A 24,543-nucleotide genomic window follows, 5' to 3' on the forward strand; every position below is an offset into this window, starting at 1 on the left:
GCCTCGGCCCCCGCTGCCACTCAGCGCAACGAGGCTGCCGCCAGCACTATCACCACCAGGGCTGCGACCGTCAACGCCACAAGCGCTACCACACCGACCAGCCGGGCCCGCTCCGGCGTCCGGGCTCGCACCCAGGCGGGCAGGAACATGATCCCGAGCGTCGCCAGTGTGCCCGCGGCCAGACCGCCGAGGTGACCCCACAGCGAGATACCGGGTAACGAGAAGCTGATAAAGACATTGATCGCGATCAGGATCAGCATGTTGTTCGGGTTCTGCCGCAGCCGGATCAGGATGACCGTGATCGCGCCGAACAATCCGTAGACCGCACCGGAGGCTCCGGCGGTGAGACTGTTCTGGGCCAGCAGCATCACCGCGGCCGAGCCGCCGAGCAGCGAGATCAGATACACGGCCAGATAGCGGGCGCGGCCCAGTGCCAGTTCGATATCGCGACCGACGATATAGAGCGCGAACATGTTCAGCAGCAGATGGATCAGCCCGTAGTGCAAGAATCCCGAGCCGATCACCCTGAACCATTCACCTCCGGCAACCGCCGGCGGATACATCACCCAGTCCACGAAAAGCGCCGACCCGCGTTCGTTGCCCATCAGGCTGCGGGACTGCGCCGCGGTAACGGCGTAGACGACGATATTGAGCGCGATCAAGGTATAGGTGACGAACGGCGCCGAACTCCGCGCCGCGACCGAACCCGATACGGTCCGCACCGGCGGGGTACTGCGCTGATCGGCACGCAGGCAATCGACACAATGCTGCCCGACCGAGGCCGGCCGCAGGCATTCCGGGCAGGCCGGACGGCCGCACCGGGTGCAGGCCAGTCCGGTCGGCCGGTCGGTGTGCCGGGCACAGACCTGGACCGGTGGCTGCTGGGGGTTCACCGCAGGCTCCGCTTCGTCGTCGGATCGGTCTCGCAGCGCGCTCCCGACCTGGCCGGGCGTGTCGTACTCACCCGCCCATCGTGCCACGCGCCCCCGCGGTCCGTCGGTCGCCGGTAAGGGGATCGGGCCCGATGCCGATCTCCTGACCTGCTGGTCTGCGTTATCTCCCGGGCTGTGCCAGAGTTGAGCCATGAGCTCGAGGCCACTGCGTCCATCAGGTCGTTCGCGTTATCGGCTGTTGGCCGCCGCTGCCGTGGCGGCGGCCGGCGGTACCGCGTGGCTGGTGCGCAGTAAACGTCCGCAGCCGCCCGAGCCGGCCCCCGCACCGCCCCGCATCGGTTACACCCGCAACGGTGCCTCGGTGGCTCCGGAAGGTGCCTCGGCCACCGAGGACTGACCGTTCTCAGCGACTGACGGTTCTGCGGTACTGCCGCAGTGCGAGCGGTACGAATACAGCCAGGATGACGACCACCCAGGCCAGCGTGGTCGCCACCGGATGCTGCATCGACCATGCGTTCGATGGGGTGGAAACCGGGCCGGTGTTCCCGAACAACTGACGAGTGGCCTCCGCAACCGCGGAGACCGGGTTCCATTCCGCGAACACACGCAACGGTGTCGGCAGGTCGGTCATCGGCACGAAGGTGTTGGCTACGAAGGTGAGCGGGAAGATCACCATGAAACTGGCATTGTTGAACACCTCGGGGGTACGCACGATCAGTCCGACCACCGCCATGATCCAGGAGATCGCGTAGGCGAACAGCAGGAGCAGGATGTAGGCGAGGATCGCGTCGAGTACCGACCCGCGGATCCGCCAGCCGACCACCAGTCCGGTCAGCGACATGACCACCAGGCTGACAACGTTGATCACCACATCGCTGACGGTGCGCCCGATCAGCACCGAGGACGGGGCCATCGGCAACGAACGGAAACGGTCGATGATGCCCTTCTGCATATCCTCGGCCAGGCTGAGCCCGGTGAACGTGGAGCCGAACACCACTGTTTGCACGAAGATGCCGGCGACCAGGAATTCGCGATAACCGCCCTCCATTCCGGGCACCTTGATGGCGGTACCGAAGATATAGGCGAACAACAGCACGAACATGATCGGCGAGAGCGTGCTGAAGATCAGCACATCGGGTACTCGCTTTATCTTGATCACATTGCGCTTGGTGACGGTCAGACTGTCGCTGATCACCATGGATAGTCGTCGGCCCAGGGTGAGGTTCTCCCCGATATCGCCGACGGTTGCCAGCGCGGTCATCTGATCTTTCCTTCCATAGCCTGGGCAGCCTGGGCAGCCTCAGCCTCGATTGCCTCCATCGCGCGCGTCGTACCGGCTCCGTCGCCCGTTTCGGCTCCGTCCGGGCCCTGGGCTCGCCGGCCGGTGCCGGATCGTCCGTGTCCCTCGTGCGCACCGGCGCTGTCGGCCGACTCTTCGGCTTCGTGCCCGGTGAGAGTGAGGAAAACATCGTCGAGCGAGGGGCGGCGCAGCCCTACGTCCTGGATCTTCACTCCCTCGTCGGTCAGCTTGCCGATAGCGGCGACGAGCGCCTGGGAACCGTCGCTCACCGGGACCACCAGTCGGCGCAGCCCGGGCTCGAGATGGATATCGCCGTCGGCCAGCGGCGCCAGCACCTGCTGCGCCACAGCGAGATTGTCGATGTGATCGACGGTCAACTCGATCCGGTCTCCGCCGACCGTGCTCTTGAGCTCGTCGGCGGTGCCGCGGGCGATCACCTGTCCCCGGTCGATCACGGCGATGGCATCCGCCAGGCGATCGGCCTCCTCCATGTACTGCGTTGTCAGCAGCAGGGTGGTGCCTCCGGCGACGAGTTCTTCGATGACGTCCCAGAGATCGAGCCGGGCCCGAGGATCCAGGCCGGTGGTGGGTTCGTCGAGGAACAGCACCGGCGGATTGGCCACCAACGCCCCGGCCAGGTCGAGCCGGCGGCGCATACCGCCCGAATAACCGCGTACCGGACGATCGGCGGCATCGCTGAGGCGGAACCTGTCCAGTAGCTCGCGCGCTCGTTCCTTGCTTCGCCGAGTACCCAGGTGATAGAGCCGCCCGACCATCTCGAGGTTCTCGAAACCGGTCAGATATTCGTCGACCGCTGCGTACTGGCCCGAGGTACCGATCAGGGACCGCAGCGCGCGCGGGCGGGCGAGTACATCGATCCCTGCGACGGTCGCCCGACCGGCATCGGGCACCAGCAGCGTGGTGAGCACTCGCACGGTGGTGGTCTTACCGGCTCCGTTGGGTCCCAGCAGAGCGGTGACCGTACCTTCGGGCACGGTCAGGTCGAGCCCGTCGAGTGCACGTACCCGGCGACCGTAATGCTTGACGAGACCCTCGGCGACTACTGCGTCGGGCATGATTCTCCTGATTCGAGTGTGGCGAGGACGAGTCGTATATCGCCGGCGGCGGAGCGGCCACCGACCTCAGGCGCTTCGGCAACCGAGCCGACACTGTGCAGTATCGTCGCGGTCTCCGACGTTTTCATCCGATTTATCCGGTTACCTCCCCGCGCGATAGCGGGTCGCACCCTGGATCGACTGTGCTCTGGGTAGTCGGTTCGAGGTGCGACAGCCTCCATATTCACTGTGGTCGGTCGCCGAATCGCGATTAGCGCACTACTCGATTCGGTGTCCACCGTTAGTCGATCCGGCGCTGTAACACGACAGTCGGGGTGGCCGTGCGCACGCTCACATTGCACAGCGGCATAGTGACAGTGGGGTCCGACATATCGGCGGCGTCCGCACGCCGGAATGTCTCTCGGAAGGACCCGCGCGCAGCCCTGTTCCGCTAGGCGGAATACACTCGTCCGATTTGTTAATTCGGTTGTGCAACATAATATTTGAATCAACTCGCAGACGGTTGACGGGCTCGTTCACGAGACTGTGATCGACACCGAAAAAAGTTCGAAACTCTTGGGTCCCTCGAGCGCGCAAATTCGCGATATCGCGTAGGATCGTTTTCGTCGGCCCCTCCCCCCCCGGGCCGACCTTACGCGGGCCTCGGCTAACTCCCCCCCTTCGCCGAGGCCCGCTCTCATATCCGGGATCCGCCACCTCTGCAGAGCCGGCCCCGCCTCCGTAATCCACCCCGCTGTTCCGCTCCGCGATTACCCGGATCCGACAGCTCGCGCGCGCTCAACCTCTCATGGATGCACACCGTCCAACTGAACCATTTGACGCAATGATGAGAGATCAGGAGTATCATCGTCTCATCAAATCGATGCAGTAGATCAAGGGAGATCCGCATGACCGCGTCCGCCGCAGCCATCGACACGCACGCTCCGGCGGAGCGTCGTCCATTCGGTCCCGGCACCCGGACCTGGGAAGAAACCGGCCTCATCACCTTCTCCCTCACTGCGGGTTCGGCCTTCCTCCTGCAGACCATGGAACCCACCATCTCCGCGGTGGTCGACGCCCACTCCACCTTCCGCACCGACCCGATCGGCCGCGCGGTGCGCAGCCTGTCGGCGGTGATGATGTGGACCTACGGCGGCGAGGAGTCCCTGGGCGAGACCGACCGGCTACGCAAGATGCACGCCACCCTCAACACCACCGACGCCGAAGGCGTCCGGCACACCGCGCTTTCCAGCGGTCCGTGGGCCTGGGTGCTGCACACCGGTACGTTCGCGTTCTCCGAGAACGCCGAATACTTCTCGAAGCGGCCGCTCACCGTCGCCGAGAAAGAGGACTATTACCGCGAAGCCCTGCAGCTGATGCGCAACTTCTCGGTGCCGCCCAAGGAACTGCCGGCCACCTACGCCGACTTCGAGAAGTTCTTCGCCGATCAGGTGGAGAACCACTTGGAGGCCACGCAGACCTCGAAGGACTACCTGAAGGTCATCCGGACCATCGCCCCGCCCGCTCCGCTGCCGCGAGTCCTGCGCCCAGTGTGGCGGGCCGCGACCGATCCGTTCGGGCGCATGCAGTATTTCGTCACCGTAGGTACCACCCCGGAGTCCGCGCGAAAGAAGCTGGGTCTCACCTGGAGCGAGTCCGACGAACGCAAACTGCGGACCCTCGGCTGGTTCCTCGCACGCCTGGTGCCGCTGCTGCCGGAACGAGTGCGCTACTTCCCCATCGCCTACGAGGCTCGCAGGCTGGAACGCGACAAGGCCCGGCTGCGCAAGGTAATCGACGTGCGACCGCTCTGAACAGATGGCCGGCCCCGGATCCCTGAGATCCGGTGCCTCTCGGTGCGTCGATACACTCTGGCGGGGCCGAGAGGAGACGATCATGACCGGGACGATTGCGATTCCCAGCTACGACGAGGTCGTGGCGCTGTCCCGCGAGCTGGGCCCGCTCACCGTGCCGGAGTCCTACCGCGACGAGAACGACCATATGAACATCGCGCATTACTTCGATCTGTGTGTGGCGGCGACCGCGCGGGTTTTCGACCGGGTCGGCATCACCGACGAGTACCGAGCCACCCGGGGTGCGGGATTCTTCACCGGTGAACACCATATTAGGTACCACGCCGAAACCCGGATCGGCGAAGAGATCTCGGTGTATGTACGCGGAGTCGATCGCTCCGACAAGGTCGTACACATCATGGCACTACTGGTGAACGACACCACCAGGCGACTCAGCTGCACCCTCGAGGTCACCGCGATCCACGTCGATCTGCGCAGCCGACGGGCCGCGGCGTTCGCCGCCGATACCGCGGCCGCGATCGATCGCGAACTGGCGCCTGCGGCCGTGAGCTGGCCGGCGCCGGTCTGCGGCGCGATGGGTATCCGGCGCTAACGCTTGACCTGGTCGCCGTCCGAGGCCGTCTCGGGTAGCGCGGCACCCACCTCGGGGCGAACCGTCACCGCCTCGTGACCGCGGGGCCGGGAAGTGCTGACGAACAGCACCGGCTGGCCCGCGTGCAGGGTGCGATAACCGTCGGTCTCTATGCACCGGTACTCGACGAACACCTGATCGGTTCCGTCGTCGGGTTTGATGTAGCCGAAGCCCTTCTCCGAGTCGAACCAGAAAACTCGCCCGCGTCTCCAGTCCGATCCGTCGATCCCGGGCCCGCCGTATTCCGAAGCAGGCATTGCCAGGTCTTCTCCGCTCGTTCCGTCAGGGTCGACACCACCAAAGCTACGCTCCGGCACCGCGAACGTCACGGTCGCGTCGCTTTCGTACCGGGATACTACTGGCGCTCGCTGTGACAGGTTCTGGGACCGTGCGGTACTCACCGCGTTCGCCGAGTCCGTGGGGACAGCGGGATTGTCACCGATATCGGCTCGGACCGGGCCGCGTCGCCGGGTTCCTGGCGGCGCACGGAACTCGGGTGCACGTAACTCGGGCGCACGGAATCGATCTGTCCTAGGCGACGGTGGCAGTGGCGCGCTCGAGTTGATAGATCCATACTTATCTATCAAAATGATGTTCTCCACTATTCATTCGATAGATATCAAGGTGATCGACCGAGGCTCCAGACCCGGCGATTCACGCCTCCACTGCACGCATCGAAACGAGAATTGACGCGATCATTTCGATAGTCCACCCTGTTCAGGTGGTGATCAAGAAGAACCCGCTGGGCCCCTCCGGCGATACTGTTCGCGCAAATGTCCTTCGGTATCGCAACCGGATGAACCTCGGCTATGCCGACCTCGCGCGACGACTGGAGGCCCTGGGCCGGCCGATCCCGGTGCTCGGTCTGTCGCGGATCGAGCGGGGCGAACGTCGCGTCGATATCGACGATCTGATGGCGCTCGCTGTCGCCCTCGGCGTCTCCCCGACCAGTCTGCTGCTCCCTGACTCCACCGGGGCCGACGATATCGTCACCGCCACCTGTATCGAGGGCACCGCTGCCGATCTGCTGGGCTGGCTCCGATTGCACACCCCCTCGGCGCATATCGGGAAACCGGCCGGAGAACGAAACGTTCGCGATGCCATCCGGTTCATCGCCGACGCCCGGCCCCGCTGGGATATCGAGAGCCTGACCCTGGACAAACTCCCGGGCGTCGGCCACCAGGAGTACGCGGAGGAGATCGCCGGGCGGGCTCGACTGTCGAATCCCGATACCGGCCGACGCGCGTAGCGCGGGTACCCGCGCCGGCGGACCGCCGCGCGGTCAGGAAGCTCCGGACCGCATCAGCTCGAAGATCGAAACCGGACGGCCGGCCTCTTCGCTGGCTGCGCGAGCCCGGCGCCACCACTCCTGCGCGACACGGGAAAGGGTGGCGTCCACCCCGACCTCGTCGCTGGCATCGATGATGTGCTGGGCACCGGCGTCCATCATCGCGAATGCCGCGATATCACCCCACCCGCCGCTCTTCGCGGCCGCGCTGTATTCGGCCATGAAGAACGGGTAGGCCTCGGCGAAACGCTGGGCGTACGGCAGGAACTGGTCGATATCGTGGCCGGAGCGTTCGATCACCGCCAGCGCCTGGTCGAACGCGAGCATCCAGGGATGGAAGGTGACCAACAGCGCCTGATAGAAAGTCTGTGCCACGCCGTCGTCCTCGCCGAGATACTCCTGCGGACTGAGCGGCCGCAGCAATTCGGCATGTTCCTCGAAAACCGCCCGGGGCCCACTGTAGAAGACATACGAGGCCGGATGGGTGATGTTGTCACCCGCGGACATGAAGCCGCCGGAGAGGAATTCGGCACCGTGGGACCGCACCCAGGCGGCGCCCTCACGTGCCTTGACCGGCGAATCCGAGGACAGGTTGGCGATCACCTTTCCCGGCAACCGGTCGACGGCCTGACCGAGCACCTCGTACATCGCGGCATAGTGGGTCAGACTCAGCACGATCACCTTGTTCGCGTCGAGCGCCTCAGCGACCGTCGCCGCCCGTTTCGCCCCCAGCGCGACCATTTCGTCCGCTTTCTCGCTGCTGCGGTTCCATACGGTGACCTCCGTGCCCGCGGCCAACAAGGCCCGGACCATCGCCCGACCCATCGGACCCAATCCGATGATGCTGACCGAGCGGCTGCCCTGCTGAGACATACCGATGCCCCTTTCGATAATGATTCGGATGGTTTCGGCGCCGGTACCGATACTCGTCGGCGCAGGTAGAGTCGGGAAGAACGCACTTGCGGGTGTGGTTGCTTACCGCGAGGTCCGTAGTGAGGTCGGGAGGACACAGTGACCAGTACCAGTGATACGGATCACGACGTCTGTGGCATGTCTCTGGCCATCGATGTAGTCGGTGGCAAATGGAAGATGCATCTGATGTGGGTCCTCGGCGAGGGGCCACAGCGCTTCGGGCAGATCCGCCGAACGTTGACGGGTGTCAGCGAGAAGGTACTCACCGAGAATCTGCGCCAGCTGGAGACCAGTGGCGTCGTGCGCCGCGAGATATACCCGGAGATCCCGCCTCGGGTGGAGTACTCGTTGACTCCGCTCGGTGAAGACCTGGCCACCGCACTGCGGCCACTGGAAGAATGGGGCGACCGGAACCGCGACCAGCTCGACGCCGCAGCCTGCGCAACCACGCGGATCAAGCAGTCCGAAATCGATTCCGGTAGTCGGTCGGCGTAATACGCAGCGTCCGGCGGAAAGCACGAGTGAGTGTGTCGACACTGTTGAAACCGCTCTTCGCGGCGACCCGCTCCAGGGTGTCATCGGGGCTTTCCAGCCGGTTTCGGGCGACCTCGACGCGAACTGGCTCTGGCCGCTCGGGTTTTCCGCCAGCTTCCGAACTCATTCGGCAATCGCCGGGTCCCGGCACACACCCTGCACCACAGCGCGCCGGCGGCGATCTCCGACCTCTACGGGGTGGTGGTCGGCTCGGTCGCCGCACTGACGCTGATCTGAGGAAGAACGAACGCCTCCGCCCTGTAAGCACAAGGCGGAGGCGTTCGGAGTGGAGCCTAGGGGAATCGAACCCCTAACCCCTGCCTTGCAAAGGCAGTGCTCTGCCAATTGAGCTAAGGCCCCGGACATGCGGACCGTGCCGCGAGTCGCCTGCGAAACAGTAGCGTTCCGGCACGTACACCGTCAAACAAGACTACCCGTACAACGGTCGGCATATCACCTGCGCAGCACGCCCCACGGCCGCGAACTCCGCCTCCCGGCCCTGCATCTGTTCGCGGTACCGGTTCTCCCGGTGCCAGAGCATGAGCTGTTCATGGGCCCGGCCGACGGGTGGGCTCCGGGGCGGGACACGTCCATCCAGAACCGGCAGGTTTCCAGGAATCGGCGCAAGGCGCTGTCGCCGGCGTAACCGCCGGCCAGCGAAAGCGGTGTAGCGACCGCGGATTCGGTGTACATCTCCAGCGTTCGGCCCCGTCGAAGCTGAACAGTACGGTGCCCCAGCGACGCCAGACCGCGGCACCACGTTCGACCAGCTCAGGCTGGACCCAGCCGGGAACCGTCTCGGCCCGGCCGTGATCACGCCCTACCCGGCTGTCACCGGGTAGGGCGGAGGCGAGGAGACGTCGCCCGGAGCCCGGTCAGCGCGTGGTGACCTCGTGCCACAGGTCGGCGTCGTCACGCTGGCGCAGCTTGTTGATACCGATGAGAACCGCAGCGACAATACCGATGGTGAGAACGTATTTCATAGCCTCGAGCCTAGTACTGTGACGGCGGAACGGCTCAATTCCGGACCGAGCGGTATCCGGGCGCCGGGGTCCGGATACGAATCAACCCCCGAACCTTGATCGGCTCGGGGGTTGTTGATTCTTGTATAAGTGTGGGTCTAGGAGGACTTGAACCTCCGACCTCTTCGTTATCAGCGAAGCGCTCTAACCGCCTGAGCTATAGACCCGCGGGGCTCACAGAACTGTAGTTCTTCGACTTCCGTATAGTTCAATGACCGAGAACAGAGATTACATGAAACCATGATATCAACCAAAACAGCTGGTCAGAGCATTGGTATCGTGCTGCTCCGCAACGATGAACGGCTGGCACCCCACAGGGCGCCAGCCGTCCTACGAAGCTAGTCCGGATCGGCCAGCGTGACCTGGATCCCGCCGACCATATCGCAGCACTGGTTGTAGATAAAAGTGCCGACCGTGGCCAGCGCGGTGAACAGCACGACATTGATCAGGCCGATCACGCCGGCGTAGCCGAAGACCGTGCCCGCATCGATGAGGCCCACCGATCCGCTGTCCGGGGACACCATATCGGTGAACGTGCTGTTGAGCCGCTCCCATACGCCCATACCGGCGAGCACCATGTACAGCAGCGCCACCGCGATCATCCACACGAAGAACATGGCCACGCTGATCACCAGCGTGATCTTCAATGTCGACCACGGATCGATGCGGCGCACCTGAACGGTGGCGCGCAACGGTTCTCCGCCGAGCACCGCCTGCGGTAGCCCGCGCGGCGCCGCCGGGGCGGACGGAGCCACCGGCGGCGGGGTGTACGGGTTGTGCTGTGGGTGTGGAGGCTGGTCCGGGGGTAGTGGATGCCGGATCTCGGAAAGATCCGGCATATCCTTCACCAGCTCCGGCCGGGCGATACTGCGCGTAGGTCCGTCCAGACCAACGGATTTGGACATGGCCGCTTCCTTGCGCGCCGCCTTGGCCGCCAGGTCGCTGGTGGTGCGGGCGTTGGTGACCCCGCCCTGCAACCCGCCGCTCTGCAGTCCCCCGCTCTGGAGCCCGCCCGACCGCTGCGGAGCCCCACCCACCGGCATATGACCGGGCCGTGACAGGTTCGACTGCGGTTCCCGCTGCGGCAGCTGCGACCAGCCCTCCTGGTACCGGTTGGCTTCCGGACCGTTGCCGCCCTGCGGATTACCCGCGCCGCCCTGCTGATCGCCCGGCCCGCCACCGGCCTGCGGGCCGGAATTCCGGTCCGCGGGCGCGTTGCGCGATTCGGACGCGAATTCGCCTTGCTGCTCCTGCTTTTCGAGCTGCGGACCACCGGCGGACGAACCACCGGACGGATTACCGCCCGACTGCGCACCGGCCTGTTCGTTGTCCACGGCCTCGCCCGGCCGCTGAGTCGGGCGCGGCGGAATCGGGGACGGGGTGACCCGCTCGGTCACACCGTTCGTCTGCTGCCGCTCGTCGCTCGGCTGTTTCGGAGTGGTCAATGGGAATCCTCGGATCCGTTCTTTGCCGCCGATATGGGATTACTGCTCGGGAGAATCGCCGCCGTCGATCTGCTCGGGCTCGTCGGCGTTACGTGCGATCGCAAGCAAGGTATCGCCCTCGCCGAGGTTCATCAATCGCACGCCCTTGGTCTGCCTACCGGCCTTGCGCACCTGCCGGGCGGCAGTACGGATAACGCCTCCATTGGAGGTGATCGCATACAGCTCGTCGTCGTCGTCGACGATCAGTGCCCCCACCAGGGTGCCACGGCGGGTGTCGTACTGGATCGTCAATACGCCTTTTCCGCCACGGCCCTGGGCGGTGTACTCCTCGATGGCGGTCCGCTTGGCGTAGCCGCCCGACGTCGCCACCAGCAGATATGTCCCGTCACGGACCACATTGAGCGACAGCAGGGCGTCCTCGGCGTTGAACCGCATGCCCTGTACGCCGGACGTGGCGCGGCCCATCGGGCGCAGTGCCTCGTCGGTGGCGGCGAAGCGGATCGACTGCCCCTGCGCCGAGACCAGCAACAGATCGTCCTCGGCCGAACACAGTACGGCGCCGACCAATTCGTCGTTGTCGCGCAGATTCACCGCGACGATACCGCCGCTGCGGTTGGAGTCGAAGTCGACCAGTCGCGATTTCTTGACCAGACCCTTCTGCGTGGCCAGCACCAGGTAGGCGGCATCCTCGTAGGATTTGATCCGGATGACCTGGGCGATCTTCTCGTCCGGCTGGAAGGCCAGCAGGTTCGCCACGTGCTGCCCGCGCGCGGTGCGGTTGGCCTCCGGCAATTCGTAGGCCTTGGCCCGGTACACCCGGCCCTTGTTGGTGAAGAACAACAACCAATCGTGGGTCGAGGTCACGAAGAAGTGCCGGACGATATCGTCCTGCTTCAGCCCAGCGCCCTGCACTCCCTTACCGCCGCGCTTCTGGCTGCGGTAGAGGTCGGTCTTGGTGCGTTTGGCGTACCCGGTTTCGGTGATCGTGACGACCACGTCCTCGCGGGCGATCAGATCCTCGTCGGCGACGTCGCCGTCGGCCGAGATGATCTGGGTGCGCCGGTCGTCGCCGTAACGCTCGACGATCTCGGCGAGTTCGTCCTTGACGATGGCACGCTGGCGTTCCGGCTTCTCCAGAATGTCCTTCAGATCGGCGATCTCGGCCTCGAGCTTGGCCAGTTCGTCGACGATCTTCTGCCGTTCCAGCGCCGAGAGCCGCCGCAGCTGCATATCCAGGATGGCGGTGGCCTGGGTCTCGTCGATATCGAGCAGTTCCATCAGGCCGGTACGCGCGGTATCGGTATTGGCCGACCGCCGGATCAGCGCGATGACCTCGTCCAGCAGATCCAGCGCCTTGACCAGACCGCGCAGGATATGGGCCCGCTCCTCGGCCTTGCGGAGCAGGTACCGGGTGCGCCGGACGATCACTTCCAGCTGATGGTTCACATACAGCCGGAGCATCTGATCCAGCCGCAGGGTGCGCGGTACGCCCTCGACGATGGAGAGCATGTTCGCGCCGAAGCTGGTCTGCAGCTGGGTGTGCTTGTACAGGTTGTTCAGCACGACCTTGGCGATCGCGTCGCGTTTGACCGTGACGACGATGCGCATACCCACGCGGTCCGACGATTCGTCGTGGATATCGGCGACGCCCGCGATCCGGCCGTCCTTGACCTGTTCGGCGATCGCGTTGATGAAGTTGTCGGTGTTGACCTGGTAGGGCAGTTCGGTGATGACGATCGTGGTGCGCCCGCGGACATCCTCCTCGATTTCCACCACTCCGCGCATCCGGATGGAACCGCGACCGGTGGTGTAGGCGTCGTGGATGCCCTGGGACCCGACGATCAAGCCGGAGGTCGGGAAGTCGGGGCCCTTCACCCGTTCCATACAGGCGGCGAGGGTGGCTTCCTCATCTGCCTCGTGGTTGTCGAGGATCCAGTAGATGGCCGCGGCCAGCTCGTTGAGATTGTGCGGCGGGATATTGGTCGCCATCCCGACCGCGATGCCGTTGCTGCCGTTCATCAGCATGTTCGGCACCCGGCTGGGCAGAACTACCGGTTCCTGGGTCTTACCGTCGTAGTTGGGGATGAAATCGACCGTGTCGTGGTCGATTTCCCGCAGCAACTCCATGGCCAGGGGGGTGAGCCGGCATTCGGTGTAACGCATGGCGGCGGCGCCGTCGTTACCCCGGCTGCCGAAGTTGCCCTGGCCGTCGACCAGCGGATACCGCATCGCCCACGGCTGGGCCATCCGGACCAGGGTGTCGTAGATGGCCGAGTCGCCGTGCGGATGGTAATTGCCCATGGTGTCGGCCACCGGACGCGCCGATTTCACATAGCTGCGATCGGGCCGGTAACCGTTGTCGTGCATCGCGTACAGGATCCGGCGGTGCACCGGTTTGAGGCCGTCGCGGACCTCGGGCAGCGCACGGCCCACGATCACGCTCATCGCGTAATCGATGTAGCTGTTCTGCATCTCCTGCTGGATATCGACCGGCTCGATCCGGTCGCCCGCGCTCTCCGGCGGCAGCGTGGTGTCGGTCATGCAATCTCCTTGGTACTGACGGAATACGGCGGATCACCCGCGCGCGAGCGCGTGTCGACGGAGCGCGAAGGCGCTGCGGGTGCAACCGCTGCCCCTATACGTCGAGGAAGCGAACGTCCTTGGCATTACGGGTGATGAAGCTGCGACGAGCCGCGACGTCCTCACCCATGAGGACGCTGAACAACTCGTCCGCTGCGGCGGCGTCGTCCAGCGTCACTTGACGCAGCACGCGAACCGAGGGATCCATGGTGGTTTCCCACAGCTCCTTCGGGTTCATCTCGCCGAGACCCTTGTACCGCTGGATACCGTCGTCCTTGTTGATCTTCTTACCGGACGCCAGCCCGGCCTCGAGCAAACCGTCGCGTTCCCGGTCGGAGTAGGCGAACTCGGGTTCGATGCGATGCCACTTCAGCTTGTACAGCGGCGGCTGCGCCAGGAACACGTGACCGTGCTCGATGAGCGGACGCATGAAGCGGAACAGCAGCGTCAGCAACAGGGTGGAGATGTGCTGCCCGTCGACGTCGGCGTCGGCCATCAGCACGATCTTGTGATACCGCAGTTTGGCGATATCGAACTCATCGTGGATACCGGTACCGAAGGCGGTGATGATCGACTGGACCTCGGTATTCTTGAGGACCTTGTCGATCCGGGCCTTCTCGACATTGATGATCTTTCCGCGCAGCGGCAGGATCGCCTGGTACATCGAGTCGCGACCCGATTTGGCCGAACCGCCGGCGGAGTCACCCTCGACGATGTAGATCTCGGATTTGACCGGATCCTTGGACCGGCAGTCGGCCAGCTTGCCCGGCAGTCCACCGATATCGGTCGCGCTCTTGCGCCGGACCAGCTCACGGGCCTTCCGCGCCGCGACCCGGGCCTGCGCCGAGGACACCGCCTTGTTGACGATGGTCTTGGCATCCGCCGGATTCGCCTCGAACCAGTGCCCGAGGTGCTCGTTGCAGGCCCGCTGCACGAAAGACTTCACCTCGGTATTACCGAGTTTGGTCTTGGTCTGGCCCTCGAACTGGGGCTCACTCACCTTGACGCTGACGATGGCAGCGAGACCCTCACGGATATCGTCGCCGGTGAGGTTGCCGTCCTTTTCCTTGAGGAGCTTCTTCTCCTTGGCGTACCGGTTGACCACAGTGGTCAGCGCCGCCCGGAAGCCCTCCTCGTGCGTGCCACCCTCATGAGTGTTGATGGTGTTCGCGAAGGTGTGCACCGACTCGGAGTAGCCCGAGTTCCACTGCATCGCGACCTCGAGCTCGTGCCCGGGGCCCTTGCCGCTGAACGCGACCACTGAGTTGTGGATGGGCTGCTTCGTCCGGTTGATATGCCGCACGAAATCCTCGAGACCGCCGGGATAGTGGTACGTGCGGGTCTTCACCTTGTGCTCGACCGGGGGATTCTCGCCGTCGTCGTGCTTGGGCGCCTCGGCCGTTTCGCTGACCACCTCGTCGATGACCTCGGTGGCACTGACCCGCTCGTCGGTCAGCACGATGGTCAGGCCCTTGTTCAGGAAGGCCATCTCCTGCAGCCGCCGCGACACGGTTTCGAAGTTGTAGGTCGTGGTCTCGAAGACGGCGGGATCGGCCCAGAACCGGATGGTGGTGCCCGTGGCCTTGGTCGGGTCGCCCTGACTCAGTTGACCGGGGACCGCGTCCTTGTAGGTCTGGCTCCAGTGGTAACCGTCGGTGTCGACCTCGGCTTCGAGCCGGCTGGACAGCGCGTTGACCACCGAGATACCGACGCCGTGCAAGCCACCGGAGACGGCGTAGGAATCGGAGTCGAACTTGCCGCCGGCGTGCAGCTGGGTCATGACGACCTCGATGGTCGGGATGCCCTGGGCGTGCATGGCCACCGGGATACCGCGGCCGTCGTCGACGACCTGGACGCCACCGTCGGCGAGTAGCGTGACCTCGACCTTGGTGGCGTGGCCGGCCATCGCCTCGTCGACCGAGTTGTCCACCACCTCCCAGATCAGGTGGTGCAGACCGCGCTCACCCGTGGAACCGATGTACATGCCCGGGCGCAGCCGTACCGCCTCGAGTCCTTCCAGGACCCTGATGGAGGAGGCACCGTAGTCCTGCTTTTCCGATGCGCCCGAGCCTGATGCTTTGGAGTCTTTGGCAGCCACTGGTCGGTAGCTCTCCTTACTTGCTGATCCCCGGGACGGCGGTGGGACAGCGCACGTGGGCACGAGACCGATCAGAGGGCTGCACACAACGCGCCGAGGGTATCGCCGCTGATTTACGTTTCCATCCTACTTCGCGGCCCAACTTACAGTGCACCTGCGACACCCCTGACAGCTTCCTGGATGCGATAAATCGGACCGGCACGGGTCCCCTCGCGATCCAGCCCTTCCGAACCATCAGATTCGGCCTGAGAGTTCTCTGAGGGACCGCGGCCGGAAAAGCCGGGCAGTACCGCCCGTCGGCGTTCCACGTGAAACCGCCCTAGCCGTAGGTGTCGCGCGGCCCGCGACCACGAACATGACGTTGGCCTTTACGCCAACTGGGCGCAGTCGGCCCGGAGATTCGCAGCGAGCGCACCACACCGGGGCCCACTGCCGCGCTGATCTTCGCCAGCAACTGCGCCTGCAACAGGCGCAGTTGGGTGGCCCATGCGGTGGACTCGGCCGCGACGCTGAGCACCCCGTTCTCCAGGCTCACCGGTTTCGCGTGCGCGGCGATGTCCTCGCCGACCACACCCGACCAATGACCGAACACCGTGCCCTCGGCGACTTTGGTCGACCATCCCCGGCTACGAGCGATCGAGTTGGCGAGCTTGGACAGCGGCTGTGGATCGCGATCATCGGGACGTGGGCCGGACCAACCGCTACGGCGGCGCCCCCCGGAGCGATTGCCCCGCCGCGGCGAAGACCGCCCCTGTCCGACGGATTTCCCACTGGCCCGCGCTGCCGCCCGAGCCTCCTCCAGCGCCCGGCGGGCGAGGTCGACCCCACGCAGTTCCGGTTCGGTGGGGGGCGTCGTACCACCGGGCGGTCCGGGCTGATCGGTCATTCGCTGCTCCACTCACCGGTGCGAGTTATCCCCAGGTTCGACCGGTTTTCCTCAAGCTGTGCACATCCGGGGGCCGGACTGGGGCACCACGGCACCCGAATCGGACAGAAGACCGATCCATCGGGTAAATGCCCAGTTCAGGATGGGTATTTCGAGTGCCGGTGCCGGTTGTCACCGAAGGGACCCGGACGGTGCCCGGAGTGCGGGCCGACGACCTGGTCGAACAAGTTATCCACAGGCTGTGGACAACTGATTTCCGAGTCCGGGCAAGGGATAACGGCCCGGGGTATCGGCTCACTCTACGAACGCCCCGGCCCGCATGCAAGGCGGTGCCGGGTGCGTGTCCGTCAAGTCGGCGAATCGCCCGCGACCGCCCGCGGCGGGTCACCTCCGGCCGCCGGGCGATCCGACGTGAAACCGGATATCCGATGCTCCGGATCACCGGTTGTCGTCACCCGCACGGTGTCGCCGATCAGCTCGGCGGGGACATCCTCGGGCACCGCGGCGGTGATCAAAACCTGCTCCGCGGCCGCGGCTACGGCGGCCAGCGCGGTGCGACGGCGCCGGTCGAGCTCGGCGAAGACATCGTCGAGCAGCAGAACCGGCTCGGTGCCGTCGGCCCGGAGCAGTTCGAAGGCCGCGAGCCGTAGCGCCAGCGCGAACGACCAGGATTCTCCATGGCTGGCGAATCCTTTGGCCGGGGTTTCGCCGAGCATCAGCTCCAGCTCGTCGCGATGCGGACCGACCAAGCAGATACCACGTTCGAGTTCCTTGGGCCGCGCCGCCGCGAGCTCGCGCAGCAGGATCTCCTCGAGGAGTGCCGGGTCGCCCGACCCGGGCGCCCGGGCGGGATCGAGCAGCTCGGCCGGCAGTGCGCCGCTGCGGTAGCCGATGACGGCCGGGCGGGACTCGGGCGCGAGAGCGGCGTACGCCCCGGTCAGATGTGGATGCAGCTCGTGAACCAGGCGTAGTCGTTCGGCGAGCAGCACCGAAGCATGACCGGCCAGGTGCCCGTCCCAGACGTCCAGTGTGCCGAGATCCGCCCGCGAGGACCGGCCCGCGGTCTTCAACAGGGCGGAACGCTGTCGCAGGACCCGGTCGTAGTCGGCGCGCACCCCGGCGAGACCCGGTCGACGGGCGGTACACAGTTCGTCCAGGAAACGACGCCGCTCCCCCGGGTCACCCCGTACCAGCGCCAGATCCTCGGGTGCGAACAAGGCGGTGTGCAGTATCCCGAGAATCTCACGCGGGCGGCGCACCGGCGACCGGTTGATCTGCGCTCGATTGGCGACGCCGCGGTTGATCTCCACATCGATACGCAGTTCCCGGCCCAGGTGCACGACGTTCGCGCCGACTCGGGCGCGTTCGGCGCCGGACCGGATGAGCGGAGCGTCGGCGGAAACCCGGTGCGACCCCAGCGTGGACAGATAGCCCAGAGCCTCGAGCAGGTTGGTCTTGCCGTTCCCGTTCGCCCCCAGGAAAACCGTGGGGCCTGTGGATAACTCGATCTCAGCGTGCTCCCAGGATCGGAAATCACGCAAGGTCAGAGCACGGATACGCACCTGCTCACACCGTCCGGGAAATGACAGCTTGGTTATCCACAGCTGTGGATAACCCGAGACGGCGCAGGTCGCGGCGATGGTTTGCGGAGCTATCGCTACCAACTGTCGCTCGCACAGTACCGGGACACCCGTGATACCGGGCGGACGCGCGCCGGTTCGTCGCTACCGAACCCACGCCCGCTCAGCCCGGAAGCCGGACCGGCATCAACAGGTAGATGTAATCGCTCTCCAGCGCCGGGTACGAACCGGAATCCAGCGGCTCCGGCTCCTCCTCACGGGCAGGCAGCAGCACCGCCGGGCGACTGGGGGTGGTGAACCCGAAGGTCACCCGTTCCGAGCGCAACGCCGACAGCCCGTCGATGAGGTAACCCGGGTTGAAGGCAATGGTCAGCGGTTCGCCCCGGAAATCGGCGGTGAGCCACTCCTCGGCCCGGCCGGCGTCGTCGCCACCCGCCGACAGCAGCAGTCCCTCCGCGGAGAACTCCAGCCGCACCTGCGCGCCGCGCTCGGCGACGAGCGCGACGCGCTTGATCGCCTCGGTGAGCGAGGCCACGGCCAGCGTCGCGATCGAGGTGTGTTCCTTGGGCAGCAGCTGACGGAACTTCGGGAACTCGGCGTCGAGTAGTCGCGTCGTGGTCCGCCGGCCACCGTTGACGATCCCCAGCAGCCCGTCGGCACCCGCACCGGAACCCAGCGAAAGCTGGACCGGCCGATCGGAGGCGCCCAGCGTTTTGGCGGCTTCGGACAGGGTGCGCGCGGGAATCAGCACAGCGGTCTCGATATCGGTGCGCACGGGCTGCCACTGGATATGCCGCACCGCGAGGCGGAACCGGTCGGTGGCCGCTAGAACGACCTGCGGTCCCTCGATCTCGACCCGGATACCGGTCAACATGGGCAACGTATCGTCGCGTCCCGCCGCGACGGCCACCTGGCCGACCGCCTCGCCGAACACCTCGACCGCCAGTTCCCCGCTCGACTGCGGTACCTCGGGCAATTGGGGGTAATCCTCCACCGGCATGGTCGGCAGCGAGAACTTCGCGCTACCGCACTGGATCAGGACACGGCTGCCGTCCACGGACACGTCCACCGGTTTGTTGGACAGCGCCTTGGTGATATCGGCCAGCAGTTTGCCGGAGACCAGTACGCGGCCGGGGCCGGCGACCTCCGCGGCGACCCGCATCTGCGCGGATACCTCGTAGTCGAACCCGGAGACGGTGAGACCGTCCTCGTCCGCGACCAGCAGGACTCCACCGAGTACCGGGACCGGCGGGCGAGACGGCAGACTGCGCGCCACCCAGGCGACCGACTCCGCGAAATCCTCACGCGCGACCCGAAACTTCATGCCTGCAAGGTCCATCGCCCGAGGTGTCCTCTCCCGTTCAGTGTGGATCGACGGCTGTAGCGCCCCTGTGTATCCCGCTGTGCAGACTCCGTCACCGGCGCGGTGGTCGATGCGGTGGCCGGGGATCCGAACCAACCGCCCCAGGAGTCCGGCACGAGCGGCCGACATCAGACCGTACCCCGTTTCGAGCGACCGGGTCGGCTGCCCCTCCGTGTGCAGGATACGTCCTCCGGTGTTGTGCGGGCCAGGCCGGGCGGATCGATCACGGCGCAGCGGCTCGAACTGCGCCGATGGTCTGTGCAGACCTGTGGATGACCGGCGAACTCCCCCGCCCGTGACGCTGTCCACAGTCTCGTGACGCTGTCCACGGTCTTCCGCTGAATGCGGTGTGGACAACTCCCGCACCTGGTTCCGGCCGTACCCGCTTCTGCGGACTCGCATCGTGCTCGATGTTCGGCGAATCCGCACCGGCGGTACAGCGACTCAGCGAGCGCGCAGCGAGCAGCGCACTGATCTGCCCACTGGCCGGTCTTCATACGTCACATCCGGTCGTCGCGGGTATGGATGGCCGGTATCCCTCGGTCCTCGGTGCGCACAGGTACCGGGAACGTGTCCGGTATCGGACCGCCGCTGCGAGCTGTGCAGGAGCGGCAACCCGTTCCCGGGCGTGATGTCGGTGCCCGGCGGAGCGCTCGGTGGCTGTCCCTGTGTCTTCCTCTGGGTGCGTGCGGTCGTGCGAGCCGCTCGAGACTTGTCCACACAGCCTGTTTTGAAGAGAAATTATCTATATGAAGAACAGGAGTAGTAATAGGCCCTGTGGAAACTGTGGATTTCCCCTGTTCATCCAGTTCACACCGCGTGTCCTGCTGTGGATGGCTCGAGGATAACTCGAGGATGAATCGGCGGTGGCTGTGGACAGTTTTTGTTGTCCACATTGCGTCCACAGTCCATCCCCAACTTGGTCCCCAGATTTCGGGCAGTTGTGCACACTGTGCATGGATCCGTGGACAACCTGTGGATTCCTCGAGGAATCCTCGAGGAATCCACAGGTTGTCCCCAAGCCTCTGACCGGGACACCGCTGTTCAGTGGCTGTGGACGAATCAGCCTGTGGAAACTGTGGATAAACAGCTTGTGGACAAGTTGCCCCCAACCGGTCGTCGATCCTGTGGATGAACCCGTGGACAACCTGGGGAATCCACAGGTGTGGATACCGAATACTGCCAGCTCAGCGCATCCACAGCCTGTTAGTGAAGTACATGTGGATCAATGCGACACGCCGACGCCGATGGGGTCCGGATCCGGTGCCCGGAAACGAGGGTGCTTCGTCCGGTTGGCGAACCGGATTGCGCCGGAGGAACTTTCCGGTTCGCTGGGCCACCGCGGCGAGTGCAGCGCCAGTTCTGCCCTCGGACACAGCAAGGGCGAGGGGCCGGCCACGCGGCGCTCGGTGGGCCGAGATCGCTCGAGCGAGGTGGCGTGGCGTATCCATGGGTCGTCGAGCGCCGCATCGGTTACCCGCGGGCTGTCGTGGGGAGAGGAGAACGACCGACTGACCACCATGCGCGATCTAAACTTTCGCGGCCGGCGCGGGCGTCGCTGTACGTGGACTGCGCGAAGCGGTCGAGCACGCTCAATCGGCGCGGATGGCGATTCCGGGGTAGCGGAGGGCGAGGCCCGACTCGTCGTAGACCAACCGGCAGGCGAAATCGAATGCGGGCGCGCCGTACTCGTAACGCGGGTGGGTGCCGTCATCGGCGATGCGCCGGTACTGGTGTTCGAGCCGCGTGACGGACAGATCGGCTGCGCGCACATAGGCAGCCGGCGCATTGGCGCAGGCACCGACCGGCAATGCGAGACGGTGTACGGGCATGGCGCTGGTGCAGCCGTCCATCCGGTGGCCGCCCCCGTCGCGCCGCAGGTACACGACCTCGAAGCCGGACCGCGCGTCCCGGTGTGTCCAGGCCGCGGTCGCCGGTAGTTCGGTGAATGACACGGTCGCTCTGCCGCCCCCGAACCTCGACTGCCGACCGGCTCGGCTCCGCCCTCGAATCAGCGGCCTGCTCGGATCCATACGAGGGCCTGGACTGTCCGAACCGATCGCCGGCACCGACGCCTGCATGCCCCGAGATATCGCCTCGGCCGAGACATCGGGAGATCCCGGTCCCGCTCAGGGCGAGGACATCACCGGGAGCGCTGTTTGATCCGGGCGGTCAGTTCCTGAACCTGGTCGTACACGCGGCGACGCTCCGACATCTCCTTGCGTACCTTCTTCTCCGCGTACATCACCGTCGTATGGTCGCGACCGAATGCCTGTCCGATCTTGGGCAGCGACAGATCGGTGAGTTCGCGGCACAGATACATCGCGATCTGCCTGGCCTGGGCCAGCGGACGGGCCTTACCCGGGCCGGTGAGTTCGTCCATCGAGGTATTGAAGTACTCCGCCGTGACACCCATGATCGTGGACGCGGTGACGTCCACATCGTGTGATTCGGGCATCAGATCGCGCAGGACCACCTCGGCCAGCGACTGATCCAGCGGCTGCCCGTTCAACGACGCGAAAGCGGTGACCCGGATCAGCGCACCCTCGAGCTCGCGGATATTGCGCTCCACCCGGCTGGCGATCAGCTCCAGGACGTCGTGCGGGACATCGAGCCGGTCCATGCGGGCTTTCTTACGCAAGATCGCGATCCGTGTCTCCAGCTCCGGTGGCTGCACATCGGTGATCAGGCCCCATTCGAACCGCGTGCGCAGCCGCTCCTCCAGCGTGGCCAGCTGCCGGGGCGGCCGATCCGAGGACACCACGATCTGTTTGTTCGCGTTGTGCAGGGTGTTGAAGGTGTGGAAGAACTCCTCCTGGATGCCTTCTTTGCCCTCGATGAACTGGATATCGTCCACCAGCAGGATGTCGGTCTCCCGGTAGCGGCGTTTGAACGCCACCTTGCGGTCGTCACGCAGGCTGTTGATGAAGTCGTTGGTGAATTCCTCGGTGGAGACGTATTTGACCCGCATACCCGGGAAGAGCCGTTGGGCGTAGTGACCGGCGGCATGCAGCAGGTGGGTTTTGCCCAGCCCCGAGGCACCCCATACGAACAGCGGGTTGTAGGCGCGGGCCGGAGCTTCGGCGATGGCGACAGCGGCCGCGTGCGCGAACCGGTTGGACGCGCCGATGACGAACGTTTCGAAGGTGTACTTGGCGTTCAGACTCGCCGCCGGTCTCGCCGTATCACCTGCGTCAGGTGATTTCGCGAAGAAGGTGGGCCAGGAATCCCGGGCATTCACCACCTTCTCGTCTTCGTGGTGCACATCGGGTTCGGGGTCGACCCCCGGATCACGAACGCTCTCGCGGAGGCTGTCGCGATCGGTATCGCGGATCCCCTCCCGTGCTCCGATATCGCCGGGAGCGATATCGGGCGCGAACAGCGTTTCCTGCGCAGGGCGGTCGGCGCGCCGTGGCGGCAGAATCGGTTCGCGTTCAGGTGCGATGTCCCGCGAAGGTGGCGCACCGCGCTCGTGTCCGTTGGCCGCCGGGTCCGCGATATCGCCGCGGGCGCCCCCGTAGGTATCGCGGTACTCCGCGGGCGGATACTGCCGGTCCCGGTCGTAGCCGTTGTCCCGGGGATATTCCGGGACCGGCGCGTACTCGCGCGGGTAGGAACGCGGGTACGGCTCGCGGCCCGGTTCCTCGGTCCCCCTGGAATTCACAGGTTCGGACGGAAAATCCCCGCCGTGCGGCAGTTCGGGCAGAGGCGGCCGGCCGGTCGGCTCGCCCCCGATCGGTTCGGTATTGCGCGAGAGCGGATTGAGGGGTAGCTCACCGGTGAGCGGCAGTTCGGCTTCGTGCGAGAAACCGTGCCGCGGGAAACGCGGCTCACTCGGAGTGCGCGGGAATCCCGGGTCCGGCTCATATCCGCGAGCGGGGAACTCACCCCCCTCGGAGTCGCGTCCGCCCTCGGCCGGCCAGGTGGATCCGCTCGGCCCGGTCGCGGGGTACACGGCGGGTGCCGGACCGGGTCGCGGGGTTCCGAAGTGTTCGGGCCGGGTCGCGACCGGTTCCGGTCGGCTGGTCATCCGCGCGTGCCGGGCGGGCGCGTTGTCGGCACCGGCGGGCAGCGGTGCGGCGATCCGGACCCCGAGACCCTCCACCTGCGGCCCGAGGCGCCGGCCGAGCGACCGGAGAATGGGTTCGCGCAGGTCACGTTCGATGGCTTCCTGGGCGAGTGAGGACGGAACCGAGAGCAGCGCGAATCCCTGAACGACCATCAACGGTTTGACCAGTTTGAGCCAGGCCTGCTGAGCTCGGGTCACCGCGCCGATGGCACCGTCGGGCGAACCGGTGGTCAACTCCGCGACCACCTCCGGCCACACGGTGGCCAGTACGTTCTGCTCGTCGTCCATCCAGTGTCCTCCCCGGGAGTCGGTTGCTCGGCGCAGACGTCCGGGGCTCACGGTGCGTCTACTGTACTGGTTCGTCCCAGTGACACCGCTGACGTCCGCTCCACCGCTCAGCCGTATCTCATGGATACGGTGCCCGGGGACGCTGCCCGGAGTCCCCGATCTCCCGGCTTCGGCGTGGCACCTTCGGCCCTACGAATATGCCATTCACAGGGTATTTCCACACAATTATCCACAGATGGGGACAATCTCAGCGGACCAGCACTGCGGTCCCGCGCTGCGCGCGGGTCGGTGTCCAGCGCCCGACCTGCATCCCTCTACGCCATCACGATCGCACGGTGACGATCGCCACCGCCGGGCGGGTGCCGGGTTGCCGGCGGGACGCCGCAACGGGGGCGAGTTTGACCCGGTAGAACTGGATAAGTACCCTCGTACAGTCACCCCCCGGCGTGGTGACAGTTCTGTGCTGACCGTTCGCCAGGACCGCGGCGCCGGGCAGACATCGCCAGAATCACCGAAAAGCTTCGGGTGCCGAAGGGTATCCACCAATTCGAGGAGTGTTGACCGTGGCCAAGGGCAAGCGGACGTTCCAGCCGAACAACCGTCGTCGGGCGCGCGTCCACGGTTTCCGTCTCCGGATGCGGACCCGTGCGGGCCGCGCCATCGTCACCGCGCGCCGCCGTAAGGGCCGCGGCACGCTCACCGCCTGATTCCCCGTCGAATTCGGTGTCCGATGCCGGGTCCGCCGAACCCCGTGACCCACGTTGCCGGTAGTTGTACCGCAGCGG

Annotated in this window: 20 protein-coding genes, 2 tRNA genes and 2 pseudogenes; 6 read left to right on the forward strand and 18 right to left on the reverse strand. The window is 65.7% G+C overall.

Going from position 1 to position 24,543, the window contains the following annotated elements:
• Positions 1–20 precede the first annotated feature (20 nt).
• On the reverse strand, positions 21–893 hold the full coding sequence (locus OG405_RS25575) for a rhomboid family intramembrane serine protease (RefSeq protein WP_327152518.1): 873 nt from the start codon (positions 891–893) through the stop codon (positions 21–23).
• Positions 894–1,083: 190 nt separating this feature from the next.
• Here OG405_RS25575 and OG405_RS25580 point away from each other — a divergent pair, with 190 nt between their 5' ends.
• Positions 1,084–1,290: a hypothetical protein gene (locus OG405_RS25580; RefSeq protein WP_327148961.1), complete on the forward strand. Its 207-nt coding sequence runs from the start codon at positions 1,084–1,086 to the stop codon at positions 1,288–1,290.
• A gap of 6 nt (positions 1,291–1,296) precedes the next feature.
• Here OG405_RS25580 and OG405_RS25585 read toward each other — a convergent pair whose 3' ends face one another.
• The gene (locus tag OG405_RS25585; protein ID WP_327152519.1) at positions 1,297–2,091 is read right to left on the reverse strand and encodes an ABC transporter permease; all 795 of its coding nucleotides are present in this window, start codon (positions 2,089–2,091) and stop codon (positions 1,297–1,299) included.
• 218 nt (positions 2,092–2,309) lie between these two features.
• A pseudogene (locus OG405_RS25590) lies at positions 2,310–3,269 on the reverse strand (ATP-binding cassette domain-containing protein); the annotation flags it as partial.
• Positions 3,270–4,156: 887 nt separating this feature from the next.
• Between OG405_RS25590 and OG405_RS25595 the strand changes: the two are divergent.
• Positions 4,157–5,062: an oxygenase MpaB family protein gene (locus OG405_RS25595; protein ID WP_327148962.1), complete on the forward strand. Its 906-nt coding sequence runs from the start codon at positions 4,157–4,159 to the stop codon at positions 5,060–5,062.
• A gap of 82 nt (positions 5,063–5,144) precedes the next feature.
• Positions 5,145–5,654, forward strand: coding sequence for a thioesterase family protein (locus tag OG405_RS25600; protein ID WP_327148963.1), 510 nt, complete (start codon positions 5,145–5,147; stop codon positions 5,652–5,654).
• Here the strand turns inward: OG405_RS25600 and OG405_RS25605 are convergent.
• Complete coding sequence (locus OG405_RS25605; RefSeq protein WP_327148964.1) at positions 5,651–5,950, reverse strand: cold-shock protein; 300 nt, start codon at positions 5,948–5,950, stop codon at positions 5,651–5,653. The genes OG405_RS25600 and OG405_RS25605 overlap by 4 nt on opposite strands.
• 464 nt (positions 5,951–6,414) lie before the next feature.
• Here OG405_RS25605 and OG405_RS25610 point away from each other — a divergent pair, with 464 nt between their 5' ends.
• Positions 6,415–6,942, forward strand: a complete 528-nt coding sequence (locus OG405_RS25610) for a helix-turn-helix domain-containing protein (RefSeq protein ID WP_327148965.1) — start codon at positions 6,415–6,417, stop codon at positions 6,940–6,942.
• Positions 6,943–6,975: 33 nt separating this feature from the next.
• Here the strand turns inward: OG405_RS25610 and OG405_RS25615 are convergent, their stop codons facing one another.
• Entirely contained in the window at positions 6,976–7,854 is an 879-nt protein-coding gene (locus tag OG405_RS25615; protein ID WP_327148966.1) for an NAD(P)-dependent oxidoreductase, read from the reverse strand.
• Positions 7,855–7,992: 138 nt separating this feature from the next.
• Between OG405_RS25615 and OG405_RS25620 the strand changes: the two genes are divergently transcribed.
• Positions 7,993–8,388 (forward strand): winged helix-turn-helix transcriptional regulator, encoded by a 396-nt coding sequence (locus OG405_RS25620; protein ID WP_327148967.1) that lies wholly within the window; start codon positions 7,993–7,995, stop codon positions 8,386–8,388.
• Here OG405_RS25620 and OG405_RS25625 read toward each other — a convergent pair.
• The 13 genes and pseudogenes from OG405_RS25625 to dnaA form a co-directional block, all read right to left on the reverse strand.
• Positions 8,348–8,554 carry a helix-turn-helix domain-containing protein gene (locus OG405_RS25625; protein WP_327152520.1) on the reverse strand — a complete coding sequence of 69 codons (207 nt, stop codon included), beginning with the start codon at positions 8,552–8,554 and terminating at the stop codon, positions 8,348–8,350. The two genes, OG405_RS25620 and OG405_RS25625, sit on opposite strands and share 41 nt — an antisense overlap.
• A gap of 160 nt (positions 8,555–8,714) precedes the next feature.
• Positions 8,715–8,787: transfer RNA gene (locus OG405_RS25630), tRNA-Ala, on the reverse strand.
• Between the two features lie 210 nt (positions 8,788–8,997).
• A pseudogene (locus OG405_RS25635) lies at positions 8,998–9,227 on the reverse strand (oxygenase MpaB family protein); the annotation flags it as partial.
• 75 nt (positions 9,228–9,302) lie between these two features.
• Complete coding sequence (locus OG405_RS25640) at positions 9,303–9,410, reverse strand: DLW-39 family protein (protein ID WP_327148968.1); 108 nt, start codon at positions 9,408–9,410, stop codon at positions 9,303–9,305.
• A gap of 132 nt (positions 9,411–9,542) precedes the next feature.
• A tRNA-Ile gene (locus OG405_RS25645) sits at positions 9,543–9,616 on the reverse strand.
• A gap of 171 nt (positions 9,617–9,787) precedes the next feature.
• Entirely contained in the window at positions 9,788–10,894 is a 1,107-nt protein-coding gene (locus OG405_RS25650; RefSeq protein ID WP_327148969.1) for a DUF3566 domain-containing protein, read from the reverse strand.
• Between the two features lie 39 nt (positions 10,895–10,933).
• Complete coding sequence (gyrA, locus tag OG405_RS25655; protein WP_327148970.1) at positions 10,934–13,435, reverse strand: DNA gyrase subunit A; 2,502 nt, start codon at positions 13,433–13,435, stop codon at positions 10,934–10,936.
• A gap of 94 nt (positions 13,436–13,529) precedes the next feature.
• Positions 13,530–15,572 (reverse strand): DNA topoisomerase (ATP-hydrolyzing) subunit B, encoded by a 2,043-nt coding sequence (gyrB, locus tag OG405_RS25660; protein ID WP_327148971.1) that lies wholly within the window; start codon positions 15,570–15,572, stop codon positions 13,530–13,532.
• Positions 15,573–15,891: 319 nt separating this feature from the next.
• Entirely contained in the window at positions 15,892–16,458 is a 567-nt protein-coding gene (locus OG405_RS25665; protein WP_327148972.1) for a DUF721 family protein, read from the reverse strand.
• 347 nt (positions 16,459–16,805) lie between these two features.
• A complete protein-coding gene (gene recF, locus OG405_RS25670; RefSeq protein ID WP_327148973.1) occupies positions 16,806–18,020 on the reverse strand; it encodes a DNA replication/repair protein RecF in 1,215 nt (404 codons plus the stop codon).
• Positions 18,021–18,201: 181 nt separating this feature from the next.
• Positions 18,202–19,377, reverse strand: coding sequence for a DNA polymerase III subunit beta (gene dnaN, locus OG405_RS25675; RefSeq protein WP_327148974.1), 1,176 nt, complete (start codon positions 19,375–19,377; stop codon positions 18,202–18,204).
• Positions 19,378–20,993: 1,616 nt separating this feature from the next.
• Positions 20,994–21,356: a putative glycolipid-binding domain-containing protein gene (locus tag OG405_RS25680; RefSeq protein WP_327148975.1), complete on the reverse strand. Its 363-nt coding sequence runs from the start codon at positions 21,354–21,356 to the stop codon at positions 20,994–20,996.
• Positions 21,357–21,544: 188 nt separating this feature from the next.
• Positions 21,545–23,758 carry a chromosomal replication initiator protein DnaA gene (gene dnaA / locus OG405_RS25685; protein ID WP_327148976.1) on the reverse strand — a complete coding sequence of 738 codons (2,214 nt, stop codon included), beginning with the start codon at positions 23,756–23,758 and terminating at the stop codon, positions 21,545–21,547.
• Positions 23,759–24,321: 563 nt separating this feature from the next.
• Here dnaA and rpmH point away from each other — a divergent pair.
• Positions 24,322–24,465: a 50S ribosomal protein L34 gene (gene rpmH / locus OG405_RS25690; RefSeq protein ID WP_327148977.1), complete on the forward strand. Its 144-nt coding sequence runs from the start codon at positions 24,322–24,324 to the stop codon at positions 24,463–24,465.
• Positions 24,466–24,543 lie beyond the last annotated feature (78 nt).

Origin of the sequence: Nocardia sp. NBC_01329 (assembly GCF_035956715.1) — a bacterium.
Classification (GTDB): domain Bacteria; phylum Actinomycetota; class Actinomycetes; order Mycobacteriales; family Mycobacteriaceae; genus Nocardia.